We start from the raw sequence: 14,117 nt of genomic DNA, 5'->3' as shown, positions 1-14,117 counted from the left end.
GCTAGCGAATTCCAGGTCGAATCGTGTCCTTGCTATGTCAGTCTGGAGTCGTGACGCGGGGGTTCAGGTCGATCGCGATGTCGGTGCTTGCGGAGTCGAGTGCCGGCGCGAAGTGGCGCCTGCGGGTCGATGACACCTGGTGCATGATCACGCCACCCGGCTATGTCGCCAGGCGGCAGGGCTGGAAACTGCATGTGTCCGCGACACCCGCGTCGGCGCCGCAGGTGTTGGCGAACGCGGTGCACGTGCTGGTCGAGCACAAGTGCGCGTTCAAGTTCGCCGCGACCGCGAGCGTGCTGGCCGAACTCAACGGGGTGCGGGCCGACCGCGCGCAATCGGGCAAGTTCCTCACCGTGTACCCGGCCGACGACGAGCAACTGCGGTTGCTCGCCGACCAATTGCACCGGGCCACCGTCGGATTGGCCGGGCCTGCGATCCTCTCGGATCGGCGCTATCGGCCGGACAGCCTGGTGCACTACCGATTCGGGTGCTTCGCCTGGCCGACCGAGCTGGACGACACGGGGTACTACGAGGGGCAATTGCGGGCTCCGGACGGGACTTTGAGCGCCGACGTGCGCAACCCGTGGTTCTCCCCGCCCGAGTGGGCCGTCCTGCCGTTCGAACCGCCGAGCACCAATGGGCGCAAACGCGGGGATCCGATTGTCATCGCGGGCCGCTACCAGGTCACCCAGGCGATCAGGCATTCCAACCGTGGCGGGGTCTACCGGGCCACCGATGAACACACGGGCGAGGCTGTGTTGCTCAAGGAGGCACGCCCGCATATCGCGGCGGATCCGAACGGGAAGGATGTTCGAGATCGGTTGCGGCACGAGGCCGAGGTCCTCGAATGGCTTGGTCCAACAGGGATTACGCCCGCCTTGCGTGAGGTGGTCGAGGTTGCCGGGCATGTGTTTCTCGTCGAGGACCTCGTTCCCGGGGTGAACCTCCAGCGGTGGTCTGCTGTGGTCGCGCGGCGCAACGGGAGACAGGTTCCGGTGGGTGCGGTGTGGCAGCTGGCGCGCAGGCTCACCCGGTTGATCGACGCGGTGCACGAAAAGGGCTTCGTGCTACGCGATTTCACGCCGAGCAATGTCATGGTGCGGCCTGACGACGTTCCGGTGCTCGTCGATATGGAGTGCACGGTTCGGGCCGACCAGTGCGCATTCGTCGCGGGCACACCAGGTTTCGCCGCGCCGGAATATGTCGACCGGGTGGGTGAGGGCGCGCTCCCTGCGCCCGGTCCTGAGGTCGACTGCTTCGGCCTCGGTGCCACGTTGCTGTACGTCGCGGCAGGCATCAATCCGGTGCTCGCCGCGGATTCGCCTGCTGGACAGCGTGCTACCGGTGCGCGCATCGCGGCGATTGTCGAGGCGGCTGCGCCGTCGAGCCCCGCGCTGCATGCGCTGGCGCCACTCATCCGCGGTCTCACTGCCGATCTGCCGAACCGCTGGACGTTGCCCGAGGCCGCGGCTTTCTTGCGTACCGAACCGGTTGCGGCGCACGTTGTTCCAGGACCCGCATTGCCTGCCGACCAGATCGACCAGTTGGCCGACGACGGGCTGGCGTACCTGGTGCACACGATGGAGCCAAGAGCCAGGTACCTGTGGCCGCGTCCGCTCGCACTGCCGCCCGGCGATCCGTGCAACGTGCATGTGGGCGCGGCCGGTGTGCTCGTGGTCTTCGACCGTGCGGTGCGCAGCGGAAAAGACTGGGTGACACCGGCTTTGGCGACGACAGCGAGCTGGCTGGACGATCGGCTGACCAGGCAGAGCCGGATCCTGCCCGGGCTCTATTTCGGGCGCTCCGGCACCGCATGGGCGTTGCACGCCGCCGCCGAAACGCTCGGCGACGCCGTGCTGGCCGAGCGCGCGCTCGACTACGCATTGCGCATTCCGCTCGACTGGACCAACCCGGACATCTCCCACGGTCTGGCCGGAGCCGGTCTCGCGCAACTGCGTCTGTGGCACGCGAGCGGGGACAACCGGTTCGCCGAACGCACCTTGGCGTGCGCCGACCGACTTGTCCAGCTGACCAGCAACGCTGCCGCGCGGGTCGAGTGGTTGGCCGATCCGCGATTCCGCGACGAGCTCGCAGGCTCCGCCTCCTACGGCTTCGGCCACGGCGTCGCAGGAAACGCGGGTTTTCTGCTCGCTGCGGGCCGTGACCTGCAGCGGCCGGACTTGATCGACATCGCGATCGGTGGCGGGCACGCGCTCTGCGCCGTCGCCGAACGCGAGGGCGGCAGCGTGCGCTGGCCGACGGGGCCCGGCAAGACCGCGACCGCCGACGTGAACTTCTGGTGCAATGGCACCTCCGGTGTCGGCACTTTCCTCGTCCGGCTCTGGCAGGTCACCGGGGAGCCGCGCTTCCGCGAGCTCGCCGAAGGCGCGGCGCACTCGGTGTACCTGGACCGCTGGCGACTCGGGACGGGAGCCTGTCACGGCATCGCAGGCAACGCCGAGCTGCTGCTCGACCTCGCTGCGGCGACCGGGCAGCAACGCTATCGACGGTGGGCGGCGGAAATCGCCACCTGTCTGTACGTCCGAGCCACAGAGCGAGACGGCAAGTTGCTGGTCCCCGACGACAGCATGCGCGGAGTGTGCGCGAGTTATAACGTCGGGCTCGCCGGAATTCTGGACTTTTTGCTGCGTCTAGGACATGGAGGCGAGCGTTCGTGGCAGGTCGACAACGGCCGCTTGGCAATGGTCGACGATGACGAAAGAATAGAAGTCAACGCCTATCGGGAAGAGGCCCAGCATGGACACTGACATCCTGGAACTGCAGGAGTTGCCGGAAACCGAGGACCACCCGCTGGCGCCGCAGATGTGCTGCTGGCGTACCCAGCCCCGCAGTTTCGAGTGGGCCGACGACTACACCGCACCCACCGCTTAGCCGGTCCTCGCGTGCGGGACGTGCTCCCGTACGGACCGCCATGATCATCACCGAACGTCTCAGGTCGGTCCCGAACACCCCGTTCGGAGTACTCGTACTGGCAGACTTGGAGCGTGGATTCGCCAACAATGCGCGCTCGGGTCGATTCGGCGCCCGACCCTGCCCGCCCGCGCGGCGCCGGTGCTGGGGCGTTCCGCTGGTTCCGACGGCTGCTCGTCGGGTCGGTGTTGATGGGGTTGGTGCTGGTCGGTGGCACCGCCTTCCGGGTGTGGCAGGTGGCGCGGATCGACGATTACGCGACCGCCGACGCGATCGTCGTGCTGGGCGCCGCGCAATATTCCGGCACACCGTCCACCGTGTTCGAGGCGCGACTGGATCAGGCCTACAAGCTGTTTCGGCTCGGGGTGGCGCCGCGGGTGATCACGGTCGGCGGCAAGCAGGAGGGTGACCTGTACACCGAGGCGGCGTCCGGGAAGAACTATCTGCAGTCGCGCGGGGTGCCCGGCGACAAGATCCTGGCCGTCGAAACCGGCTCGGACACCTTGCGCAGCGTCGAGGCGGTGGCGAACGCGATGAAGGCACGCGACATGTCGGCTGCGGTGCTGGTCAGCGATCCATGGCATTCGCTGCGCACCCGGACGATGGCGCGGGACGAAGGCATCGACGCGTGGACCGCGCCGACCAGGACCGGGCCCGCGGTGTACACCCGTGAGTCGCAGGCACACGGAATTGCCAGGGAGACAGGCGCTTTGCTCTGGTATCAGCTCACCCATTTCGCGGCGGATTTCCGATACACGGCGGGACAGTAGTGGGCGACTACAGCGAGCTCGACTACGAACGTCTCGTCGTCGAGGGGGCGAAGACGGCCGGGCTCGGGCCGCCGCGCACCGAGTTCGAGACCGGGCATCGGACCGAGTTCGCGCGGGATCGGGCCAGGGTGCTGCACTCCGCGGCGCTGCGCAGACTTGCCGACAAGACGCAGGTGATGGGTCCGCGGGACGGGGACACGCCGCGGACGCGACTGACGCATTCGTTGGAGGTCGCTCAGATCGGGCGCAGTATCGCCGATGGGCTCGGGTGTGATGCGGACCTGGTGGATTTGGCCGGGCTCGCGCACGACATCGGGCATCCGCCGTATGGGCACAACGGGGAGCGGGCGCTCGACATATTCGCCGACGCGCACGGCGGATTCGAGGGCAATGCGCAGAATCTGCGGATTCTCATGCGTCTCGAACCGAAGGTGCTCGACGGCGACGGGGTGAGCGCCGGGCTCAACCTGACTCGGGCCGCACTCGACGCTACCCTCAAATATCCTTGGGGCAGAACGGGTTCCGGCACGAAGTTCGGTGCCTATGACATCGATACCGAGCTGCTCGACTGGGTGCGCAAGGATGCGCCGGAGCGGCGGCGGAGCCTGGAATGTCAGATCATGGACTGGTCCGACGATGTCGCGTACTCGGTGCACGACGTCGAGGACGGGGTGATCGCGGGGCGGATCGATCTGCGTGCGCTGGCCGATCCGGTCGAGCAGGACGCGCTGGGCAGCCTTGGGCGGCACAAGCATTACTCACTGTCGGCCGATGAGCTGGTTGCCGCGGCGCAGCGGTTGTCGGAGCTGCCGGTGGTCAAGGCGGTGGCTAGCTACGACGGGACGCTCGGCAGTTCTGTTGCGCTGAAAAGACTTACCAGTGAGCTGGTCGGTCGTTTCGCGACGGCCGCGATCGGCGCCACCCGCGATGTGGCGGGCGGTGCGCCACTGACCCGGTACGGTGCCGATCTCGAGGTGCCGCGCGTGGTGGCCGCGGAGGTGGCTGTGCTCAAAACCGTCGCGCTGCGATACGTCATGTCCGATCCCGATCACAAGCTTCGGCAGGCCGCGCAGCGTGACCGCATCCGTGCGGTGGCCGAGCGGCTGCTCGCCGATGCGCCGCACGGACTCGATCCGCTGCTGCTGCCGTGGTGGACGGCGGCCGCGGACGACACCGCGCGGGTGCGGGTGATCGTCGACCAGATCGCGTCGTACACCGAGAGCAGGCTCGAGCGGGTCGCTGCCGCGTTGGGGCACTGACATCGCGGGCTCGGTGTGACGTCGGTGACGCTCGACTCCGACTTCCGCGTGACCACGCCGCTCGCGGCCGAACCAAACGTGAAGAACGTCGGACCCGGCGGGTACGCTCACTGCCGTGGCCGGACGACTCCCAGATCGCGATATCGCGGCGATACGTGACCGCGTCCGAATCGAAGACATCGTGGGGGAGTACGTCGCGCTGAAGCGCGCGGGCGCCGACTCGATGAAAGGCCTGTGCCCGTTCCACGACGAGAAGTCGCCGTCGTTCCACGTGCGCCCCAATCACGGCCTCTACCACTGCTTCGGCTGCGGCGAAGGCGGTGACGTCTTCGCGTTCCTGCAGAAGATGGAGCATGTCGGGTTCGTCGAAGCGGTCGAGCAGATGGCCGATCGGATCGGCTACCAGATCAACTACGAAGGCGGCGGCACCTCGGTGCAGCGCGACCGCGGCACCCGCTCCAGGCTGGTCGCCGCCAACGCGGCTGCGCACGAGTACTACATGGCCCAGCTGCGCGAGCCGGAGGCCGAGACCGCGCGCAAGTACCTCACCGACCGCAATTTCGATGCCGCCGCGGCCCAGCATTTCGGCTGCGGGTACGCCCCCGCGGGCTGGGACACCCTGACCAAACATCTGCTGCGCAAGGGTTTCGAGTTCAAGGAGCTGGAGGCCGCCGGGCTGTCCAGACAGGGGCAGCGCGGCCCGATCGACCGGTTCCACCGTCGGCTGCTCTGGCCGATCCGCAACCTCGGCGGCGATGTCATCGGCTTCGGCGCGCGCAAGCTCTTCGACGACGACACCATGCCAGGCAAGTACGTCAATACGCCGGAAACGATCCTGTACAAGAAGTCCCAGGTGCTGTTCGGCCTCGACCTGGCCAAACGCGACATCGCCAAGGGACATCAGGCCGTCGTCGTCGAGGGCTACACCGACGTGATGGCCATGCACCTGGCGGGCGTGAAGACCGCCGTCGCCTCGTGCGGCACCGCCTTCGGCGAAGAGCATCTCGCGCTGCTGCGCAGGCTGCTGCTCGACGACAACTTCTGGCGCGGCGAGATCATCTACACCTTCGACGGTGACGCCGCGGGCCAGGCCGCCGCGCTGAAAGCCTTTGCAGGCGACCAGAAGCTGGCCGGGCAGACCTACATCGCGATCGCGCCGGACGGGCAGGACCCGTGCGAGCTACGCCAGCATTCCGGTGACGGCGCCGTCCGCGACCTGGTCGCGCGGCGAACCCCACTGTACGAGTTCGTGATTCGCGGCCTGCTCGCCGACCACAACCTGGACACCGCCGAGGGGCAGGTCGAGTCGCTGCGCCGGGCGATCCCGGTGGTCGCGCAGATCAAGGACAACGCGCTGCGCAAGGCCTACGCGACGAAGCTGGCCGGGTGGGTCGGCTGGGACGATATCCAGACCGTGGTGCGCCGGGTCGGCGAGGAGGCCAAGCGCAATCGCATGGGCGGTGGCGCCGCTACCCGCGGTGCCGGCGGGCGACAAGCTGCCCCGGAAAGCGATGTGGTCGCCGAACATCCTGCGGCGCGGCCGAATCCGAACGATCCGACCCTGCTGCCGCAGCGGCAGTTGCTTGTTGCGGCGCTGCAATATCCGGCGATGGCAGGGTCGGTCTTCGACTCGCTGGAGGCCGACGCGTTCACGCACCCCGCCTTCGCGGCCGTCCGGCAGCTGATCGCCGAGGTCGGTGGCACGGCCGCCGGGCTCGGCGGCGCCGAATGGGTCAACGCCGTCGCCGATCGCACCGACGACCTGACCATGCGCGCGCTGCTCTCCGAGCTGGCGAATGAGCCGCTGCCGGTGAAGACCGAAGCCGGTCTTCCGCGTTTCGTCGCAGGCGTGCTTGCCCGCACCCAGGAGGCGTGGGTTGGCCGCCAGATCGCCGAGCTGAAGTCGAAGCTGCAGCGGGTGTCGTCCACGGAGGAGCCCGAGGCGTACATGGCGTTGTTCGGGGATCTGGTCGCCCTGGAGCAGTACCGCAAGAGTCTGCTCACCCAGGCGATGGGTAACTCGGACGACTTCGCCACCGGCGCTTAAGAACTCAGCTTCTCGGGGGCGAACGAACTCAGCCCGACGGCTTGATAGCGCTCGACCAGTTTTGCGTATCGGCGTCGATTGCGGACCAGGGGAGTGTCGGTGACGACGGGTGGAAGCAGTCGGTAGGTCAGCCCGAGAACCTTTGTCAGCACCGCGAATTCGAGGTCGTGGCGGGCGGTCCAGCGCATGCCGGTGAGGGTGCGGACGCCAGGATGCATGATGCCGAAGCCGAGGACGGCGGCGACATGCCCGGCGACCGGGGCGGCCAGCTCCCATGCGGGTGCGGCGACGCGTGGCAGGAAGTCGGGTCGCGGTGGGCGCCGGAGCAGGCCGACGACATTCTCGAGAGTGACATTGGATTCCAGCTTTTCGCTGACCATGCGGTCGTAGTACGCGCACAGCTCTGGGTAGCTTTCCACGAGCCGGGATCGGCCGGGCAGTTGTAGTTGCTCCACCAGCTCGCGGTAGTAATCCCAGGCTGCCTGGTGGTCCGGTTCGCTGAGCCGCTCGCCGATCAGGGCCTCGTATCCGCGCAGATGCATGAAGAACGTGCTGATCATGATCCAGTTCCACGACTGTGGATTCAGTGCGCTGTACCGAACTCCGTTGTAGCCAACGCCTTTCACGTCGCGATGGAGTCGCTTGAGTCGGTCCATTTCCGCGCGCCGGTCGGCCTCGTCACCGGCGAACGCGAGCTGTTCGGAGGCGGCCGATCGGATTGCCCGGCCGAACGCCTCGGCTTTGCGGAAACGACCGGTGTCCTCCAGTGCCGCGGATACTTCCGGCAACATGGTCTGATCGAACAGCGCGCCCGCAAACAAAGCGACGAACACCGAACCGCTGAATCGCTCGAACCGCTCGAGTACCGGGTTGAGCGTGGTGCGATCTGCTGCTGGCAAGACCGACGTCGACTGGTGGCGCACAGGGCAAGTCATCGGTGAACTCCTTTGTTCCGACGCCGGATCGCGTCGCACCCGAACATCTGGTGCCCTGGTGCACCAGATATTCTGGTGTCAGACTGCACCACAATTGCGCACCGGTCAAGAGGTTCTGGGGGAGAATGCGGGAGATGGAATCACGGAGTTACGGCGGTGAGACCGCGGAACAACGCCGGACCCGGCGCCGGGCGGCGTTGGTCGAGGCTGCGTTGGACCTGTTCGCCGAAGGTGGGCTGAATCAGGTCACCAAGCGGGCGGTGTGTGCGCGCGCCCGGCTCAACGATCGGTACTTCTACGAACACTTCGCCGACCGTGACGCGTTGCTGGCGGCGGTTGCGCAGGACATGACCGCGCAGGGACTGCAGGTCGTGGTCAGTGCGACGCTGGAAGCGCCGCGGGATATCCGATCGCAGGTGCATGCGGCGGCCGAGGCGTCGCTGGGGTTCGTGATCGCCGATCCGCGGCGCGGTCAGATGGTGTTGGCGGCCAGGGCTAGCGCGGTCGTCGACGAACTGCGTTTGGCGAGTATCCGGATGATCGCCAAGGCGATGGTCGCGATGAATCGGGAACTGGCAGGTGATGCAGCGCCGAACGAGCTCGACAGTGAGCTTGCTGCCTTCGCCATCGTGAGCGGCGTGCTGGAGTTGGTCGCCGCCTGGCTGCGTGGGGAGTTCGACACCAGTCGGGAGCACCTGACGGATGTCATCGCGACCATGATGCTCGGCGCTGCCGAGATCTCTACCGCGCTACCTGCGTCCGAGCAGTAGGCGCGGAATCCGTTAGTAGAGCGGCGGTCGTCCGCAGCTCTGTTTCGGCAGTCCACGGTGATCGGTGGGCTGCCCGATCAAGTGATGATTCGGCGACAGGTAGGTCGGCGACGGAAGTTGTCTATCCGTCGAGATGCTCAGCGGCGCAACTGATCCTGCGGGACGAGGACGGTGGTGCGCTCGTCGAGCGGCTCCATCGGCTCCAGTTTCGGGCGGGTGCTGAGTTTGTCCGACAGCCGTTGCCTGCCGACCAGCACCAGCTTGCGGGTCACCGGGCTTTCCGTCAGCGCACGGGTCGCCGCACTGATCTGTTCGTAGCGCGCGCGCCCGGCCTTGCTGCCGAGTACGTATCCGGCCGCCACGCCGATGATCAACCGCAGCATCTCGATGTGCTCCTCCCAGTTGCCTGTTCGCGCCCACTATCCTGCCCGACGTCCGGTAGGCCTGTCGATCCGGAGGGGGTCGGTCTCATCGGACGGCGGATTGTGCGCTGGAAGTGGACGGTTGGGCAGGTCTCGACTGCGCCAGTTGAGCATTCAACCGGTGCGGTCGGGAACGGCATTGCGGTCAGCGAGATCCGCACATCGGACTGAGCACTGGCGGCTCACACGGTCGGTGACGTCGTCTGCGTCGATCCGAGTACCGGCGCGCCCGGGTGGTGAGCGTGGTCGTCCGCGTCGATCCGACCACCGGCGCAGTCGACCAGCAGCGCGCCGTGCAGCTAGGCCGCTGCCGAGCTATAGCGGCCGATGCGGCGGCTCGGTGGACAAAGTGGGAACTGGGGGCGGAGGTCTCTCGCGAAATGCTGCCACCAGTTCCCACTTTGCGCACAGGACCGAGCTCGCTGCGAATCGTGCCGTACCGGCCTCTTCGAAAGCACCCCTGCGCTGCTGCGGGTGCCCTGCACGCCTGGTTCAGGAGGCGCGGAGTTCTTCCTGCCGGGCCCGATGCTCGTCGCACAGCAGGTGTCGGAGGCTGCGGCGGATATGGGCCGGATCCAGTCGTTGTGCGAAGGTCAGATTCTCGTTGCGCCAGCAATCGCCGCATGCGAATTCCGTCATGACGGCCTCCTCGTTCCATTTGCTCAGCGGGGTAGCTGAGGACTTCCCAATTCGCCTGGCGCTCAGCACAATGTGTTCATACCCTCGCCGGATGGTTGCCGTACCGTTACCGCCGCCAACAGGCTGCCGAGTGCCACTTTCATGAACCTCTCATCCTGAACGTCGATCGTTGCGGTCATGCTGCATGGGACGACCTTTCGAGTAAACATCGCGCGGGACACTTGCCTCGTATCGCTGGCCGCGGTGCTCGGCGTACTACTGGTCGCCAACCCCGTCCTTCCGGACCTCGGCGGCGTCAGCCAGCTCGTCTGCAGCTTCCTGCCCTGGCTGCTGGTCCCCACCCTGCTCCTCGCCGCCCTCGCCCTCGCTGTGCGCTCCGTTGTCGGCGTGGCCGCCGTCTGCGCCCCGCTCGTCGCCTGGTCCATCCTGTTCGTCCCCCAACTCATCGACCACCCCCATGCCTACGCAACCGGCACCGAACTCCAAGTCACCACAATGAATCTCGGAGCCAACGGTACGGCAGACGAATTAACCGACGCCGCAATAGTTTCCGTCCAAGAACTCACCGGCCGCAACCGCGCCGCCGTCGCAGCTGCTCTCGACCCCCAGCACCCCTACACCGCCACCGTCGGCACCGTTGGCCTGTGGAGTCGCTTCCCCCTCACCAACATCCAACCCCTCGACCTCGGCCAAGGCTGGCCCCGAGCCCTCCGCGCCCAAGCCGACACCCCCTTCGGCGACATCACCATCTACGCCGCCCACCTGGGATCCACCCGCCTCGGCGAAACCGCCTCCCGCAACCGCACCCTCCGCACCCTCACCGACCTGGTCACCCAAGACCACTCACCCCGCCTCCTGATCCTCGGCGACCTCAACACCGCCTCAACCGACCCCCACCTCACCCCTCTGACCGTCCACCTCCAAGAAGCCCGCACCGGCCTAGCCTTCACCTGGCCCGCCCTCTTCCCCCTGACCCGACCAGACCACATCCTCACCCGAGGCTTCACCACCCGCACCGCCACCGTCCTCCCCACCCACGGCAGCGACCACCGAGCCCCCACCGCCACCCTCACCCCACATGTCAGCAGGTAGCGACGCGATTTGGGCCGTCGCCCGCCCATACGCTAGAGTTTCTCCTCGGCCCGCCCAATACGGACAGGCCAAGATAGTCCCCTATAGCTCAATTGGCAGAGCAGCCGACTGTTAATCGGCAGGTTTCTGGTTCGAGTCCAGATGGGGGAGCCTGAAACGACCCCTGACCAGGGCTTCATTGGAACTGGTCGGGGGTCGAATTCGTTTCCAGACCCCGAAACGCTCCACTAACGCTCCCAAAAGTCGGAACTCGTCCTTGCGCGTCTCAACAAGGCCGACCAGGCAGCGTCCGCCCGCTACGCCCGCAGAACCCATCCTTGCGCGATGTCTCCCAAGTTCCACCACGAAACATGTTGCTTGTCTTGTGATTCCAGCTCCCATCCTTCCGCGAGCCGGTCGAAGAAGGTGTTATCGCCAGTCTTCCCGCCCTTCGGTTCGCCGATGAAGATCAAGCGATTCCCACCCCGCCGCTCGAACTCCTCGAGAGCCGTTGATGCCATCGGGTCACCCCACCCTGGTGGCCAGCACAGGAATAGCACTGATTCGCCGTCGAGCTCTGCGTCGAAGTCCGCCGAGCCTCCGACCGGATGCCACACATCCAGTTGGCCAGCCGCACCAGGAAACGACACATTCGCGGTGCTGTCCGGTGGCTCTACGTCGAACGCGGCGACATCCACACCTCGGGCGGCGAGCTGCGCGGCCCAGTAGCCACGTCCAGCGCCAAGCTCAAGCACCTTCTTGCCTTCGCTGAACTGTGCAATCCACTCGATGGTTTCCGGCGACGGCACTGCGTAGGCGTACGCAGCCTGCAAGATCGTCTGCGCGAACCCCAAACGGGCACTGCCCTTCTGCCTGCCGCCATTCACCACCCGCCGTCCGGCATCCTCTGCAACAGACGGCGCGACGATGTCCCAGTACGGGTTACTGGACTCCGAGACACCACCCGTCATGTAGTGCACGAGCCTGAGGTCGAATGCCGCATCGGCGTTCGGATCGTCTGTCCCCGGGAGCATCGGGGTCGTATCCAAGTACTCCGCGACTTTCGGATACTCCTGCCGCAGCCGCTGCTCGTCGTCCAGCAGTGCTGCCAGTTCCGTACGTCGCTCAGTCGTCAGCGAGAGCCCAGTCATGTACTCGATTCTCGCTGTCACACACCACTTCCACATGTGGTTGCCGCGCGGGCGCTCACAACTGCCACTCCAGGACACTCCTGGTCGCTTTCGGCATATCCGAGGAAGTGTGGGCACGACGTGAGCCCGTACCCGACCTACCTCCGCAGCCCGAGCGCGAATCGTCCAGCACCTCACGGGGGTGACTGGCTGTGGTCACCAACGGGATTCGCGCAGTCGACCTGATCTGGCCGGAACTGCCCGATATGGCCCTGGTGTTCAGCTGGTTCACCGCCGCTCTGCGCGTCTGGCTTAGGTGAACTTACATCCCATTTCGATACTGGGGACGCCACGTCCGGGATCGAGTTTGGTATTCCCCGTCCGGCTGAAGCCGTGCCGGCCTGCCAGGTCCTGCATGAAAGTGTTGTCTTCCCGGGTCCACAGCACTGCCTCGGAATGGCCGTTGTCGCGTAGCCAGTGCAGTTGGGCGTGCATCAACTGATCACTGACCCCGGTACCGCGGGCTTCGGGCGCGACCCAGATGGTGCCGAGTTGGAGGACTCCGGGCCGGTCCTTCGTTGGCCAAGTACCGATCTGACCAATTGGTTTACCGTCGTGCATCGCGACGAATGTGCTCGAAAAAGTATTTCCGATTTCGTTGCGCCAGTACCGCTCGGGGTGGGCTTGTGCCTCTTGGTAGGTCATCCGGTACGCCCACGGGGTGTCTTCGATCGACCGAAGTGCCAGTTCCCTGTCCAGGCGCCAGTCGTCCTCGCTCAACTGTCGCACACCGACCTGGCTTATGCGTTCGCGGCGTGCGCCGTAATCTGCGGTCGCCGAGGCAGATTCGACCAACGGCTCCGGGCGGGTCGAGATGTCGGAAGCGTGAGCAGCAGCATGATGACCGAATGCGTCTTTGCCGGTAAGGTCCTGGCTTTCGAAGGTGTCGGCTATCTCATTCAATCCGGCCGCGGTCTGGTGCGGCGGTTGCCGCCCGGCGAGCGCGACCTTGTCGACGAATCTCTTTGCCGCCTGGACCAGCTCGCCGAGCGCGTCAGACCACCCCGACAACCGCACACCACCTGTATCTCCGACGCTGGAACCAACGCAACCTTGCAGATTTTCTCACGCTGCCTCGTCGTCGCCGGGAGTGTATGTCCCCGATTTCGGACAAGATGCGTTGGAATCGCTCGGCCATCCTGGAAACCGTTGCGACGCCGGACACGTTCGTCATCCGTCATGTCCACTACGACGCTGCTATGCACGCGCCGGTTCTAGCGTCACCCGCTAACACTGGCGGACAAGACCCCGCCTCCTCATTGCCGAAGTATCTCGCTCCACTCGGCCGCATCAAGGACCACCTTCGGTGTCCGCTACGCGGTGGCTCCGCCATCCTTGACCCGACCTCCCTCCGCTGAGCCTGGCAAGTATGAGGAGGACGGGGGAGAGTAGTTGCCGGGATTGCGATCTATTCAGCTGAGAAATCGCACTGGCTCCAGAAACGCTCCACTAAGTGACTCATCGTGGCAGTTGTGCGGCATTGTCTCGGGTTGTCCAAGAGTGTCCGTAATGTGGGTAATGCCCTGGGGGAAAACGACTTTCGCGTAGTCATGGACTGCTTCGGGTTGTCTGTGGTAGCCCGTTGTTCTGCTAGTCGGCAGGTTTCTGGTTCGAGTCCAGATGGGGGAGCCGAAACGGCCCCTGACCAGCGCTTGTGCATCATGGTCGGGGGCCGAATTCGTATCAGGAGACCGTTACATCAGCTGTCGCCGATGCGGCAGCCAACTCGCACCCAACGCTGCCGTTGGCGTGCCGGGGCCCGCCGACGGCAATTTCGATCCCACACTCAGCTGGCCGATCACGCTGGCCTCGGCCGTCCTGATCGAACAGGTCGCGTACGACTGCACCCTGGCCTTCGGCGCGAAACTGCGCATCCAGAACATCGCTGCGACCGTGAAGCAATATTTGATCGGCACCCACTCATGGCATCAGCGCACGTCCGAGATGGATCCGGAGTGGGCTGAATTGATGTCCATCGTTTCCGGGGTGTGCATGGCCTGAATTAACCCACTTCGCCGCGATTACCGTTTTCGTCGGCGCGCTCATCTCGCGTAGTCGGTAAACGCTGTCAGGACGACGTGTA

Annotated in this window: 13 protein-coding genes and 1 tRNA gene; 9 read left to right on the top strand and 5 right to left on the bottom strand. The window is 65.8% G+C overall.

Translation table 11 applies throughout. From position 1 onward, the window contains the following. Positions 1-50: 50 nt before the first annotated feature. The 5 genes from lanL (at position 51) to dnaG (ending at position 7,007) form a co-directional block, all read left to right on the top strand. Positions 51-2,768, top strand: a complete 2,718-nt coding sequence (lanL, locus tag ACGFNJ_RS12095; protein WP_393446388.1) for a class IV lanthionine synthetase LanL — start codon at positions 51-53, stop codon at positions 2,766-2,768. After that, positions 2,758-2,892, top strand: coding sequence for a hypothetical protein (locus tag ACGFNJ_RS12090; RefSeq protein WP_393446386.1), 135 nt, complete (start codon positions 2,758-2,760; stop codon positions 2,890-2,892). The genes lanL and ACGFNJ_RS12090 overlap by 11 nt, the downstream gene beginning before the upstream one ends. A 128-nt stretch (positions 2,893-3,020) precedes the next feature. Continuing rightward, on the top strand, positions 3,021-3,701 hold the full coding sequence (locus ACGFNJ_RS12085; protein WP_393447806.1) for a YdcF family protein: 681 nt from the start codon (positions 3,021-3,023) through the stop codon (positions 3,699-3,701). Further along, positions 3,701-4,960, top strand: coding sequence for a deoxyguanosinetriphosphate triphosphohydrolase (locus ACGFNJ_RS12080; RefSeq protein WP_393446384.1), 1,260 nt, complete (start codon positions 3,701-3,703; stop codon positions 4,958-4,960). Before ACGFNJ_RS12085 ends, ACGFNJ_RS12080 begins: the two co-directional genes overlap by 1 nt. A 115-nt stretch (positions 4,961-5,075) precedes the next feature. After that, positions 5,076-7,007 (top strand): DNA primase, encoded by a 1,932-nt coding sequence (dnaG, locus tag ACGFNJ_RS12075; RefSeq protein WP_393446382.1) that lies wholly within the window; start codon positions 5,076-5,078, stop codon positions 7,005-7,007. Here dnaG and ACGFNJ_RS12070 read toward each other — a convergent pair. Further along, positions 7,004-7,942: an oxygenase MpaB family protein gene (locus ACGFNJ_RS12070; RefSeq protein ID WP_393446379.1), complete on the bottom strand. Its 939-nt coding sequence runs from the start codon at positions 7,940-7,942 to the stop codon at positions 7,004-7,006. The two genes, dnaG and ACGFNJ_RS12070, sit on opposite strands and share 4 nt — an antisense overlap. A gap of 134 nt (positions 7,943-8,076) precedes the next feature. Here ACGFNJ_RS12070 and ACGFNJ_RS12065 point away from each other — a divergent pair, with 134 nt between their 5' ends. After that, on the top strand, positions 8,077-8,712 hold the full coding sequence (locus ACGFNJ_RS12065; RefSeq protein WP_393446377.1) for a TetR/AcrR family transcriptional regulator: 636 nt from the start codon (positions 8,077-8,079) through the stop codon (positions 8,710-8,712). A gap of 137 nt (positions 8,713-8,849) precedes the next feature. Here ACGFNJ_RS12065 and ACGFNJ_RS12060 read toward each other — a convergent pair whose 3' ends face one another. Together ACGFNJ_RS12060 and ACGFNJ_RS12055 are read right to left on the bottom strand one after the other, a co-directional pair. Next, the gene (locus ACGFNJ_RS12060) at positions 8,850-9,095 is read right to left on the bottom strand and encodes a hypothetical protein (RefSeq protein ID WP_014982787.1); all 246 of its coding nucleotides are present in this window, start codon (positions 9,093-9,095) and stop codon (positions 8,850-8,852) included. 531 nt (positions 9,096-9,626) lie between these two features. Then, positions 9,627-9,773: a hypothetical protein gene (locus tag ACGFNJ_RS12055; RefSeq protein ID WP_167837714.1), complete on the bottom strand. Its 147-nt coding sequence runs from the start codon at positions 9,771-9,773 to the stop codon at positions 9,627-9,629. 177 nt (positions 9,774-9,950) lie between these two features. On the opposite strand from ACGFNJ_RS12055, the gene ACGFNJ_RS12050 reads away from it, so the two are divergent. Both ACGFNJ_RS12050 and ACGFNJ_RS12045 read left to right on the top strand, forming a co-directional pair. Next, the gene (locus ACGFNJ_RS12050) at positions 9,951-10,865 is read left to right on the top strand and encodes an endonuclease/exonuclease/phosphatase family protein (RefSeq protein ID WP_393446374.1); all 915 of its coding nucleotides are present in this window, start codon (positions 9,951-9,953) and stop codon (positions 10,863-10,865) included. Between the two features lie 77 nt (positions 10,866-10,942). Next, positions 10,943-11,015, top strand: a tRNA-Asn gene (locus tag ACGFNJ_RS12045). A 146-nt stretch (positions 11,016-11,161) separates the two neighbouring features. Here ACGFNJ_RS12045 and ACGFNJ_RS12040 read toward each other — a convergent pair. Beyond that, positions 11,162-12,031 (bottom strand): hypothetical protein, encoded by an 870-nt coding sequence (locus ACGFNJ_RS12040; RefSeq protein WP_393446372.1) that lies wholly within the window; start codon positions 12,029-12,031, stop codon positions 11,162-11,164. A 255-nt stretch (positions 12,032-12,286) separates the two neighbouring features. Then, positions 12,287-13,051 (bottom strand): GNAT family N-acetyltransferase, encoded by a 765-nt coding sequence (locus ACGFNJ_RS12035; RefSeq protein WP_393446370.1) that lies wholly within the window; start codon positions 13,049-13,051, stop codon positions 12,287-12,289. A gap of 732 nt (positions 13,052-13,783) precedes the next feature. On the opposite strand from ACGFNJ_RS12035, the gene ACGFNJ_RS12030 reads away from it, so the two are divergent. Further along, positions 13,784-14,035 carry a hypothetical protein gene (locus ACGFNJ_RS12030; protein ID WP_393446368.1) on the top strand — a complete coding sequence of 84 codons (252 nt, stop codon included), beginning with the start codon at positions 13,784-13,786 and terminating at the stop codon, positions 14,033-14,035. Positions 14,036-14,117 lie beyond the last annotated feature (82 nt).

Source organism: Nocardia sp. NPDC049149 (assembly GCF_043197455.1).
In the GTDB taxonomy this organism is placed as follows: domain Bacteria; phylum Actinomycetota; class Actinomycetes; order Mycobacteriales; family Mycobacteriaceae; genus Nocardia.
This window is presented reverse-complemented; position numbering and strand designations above follow the sequence as displayed.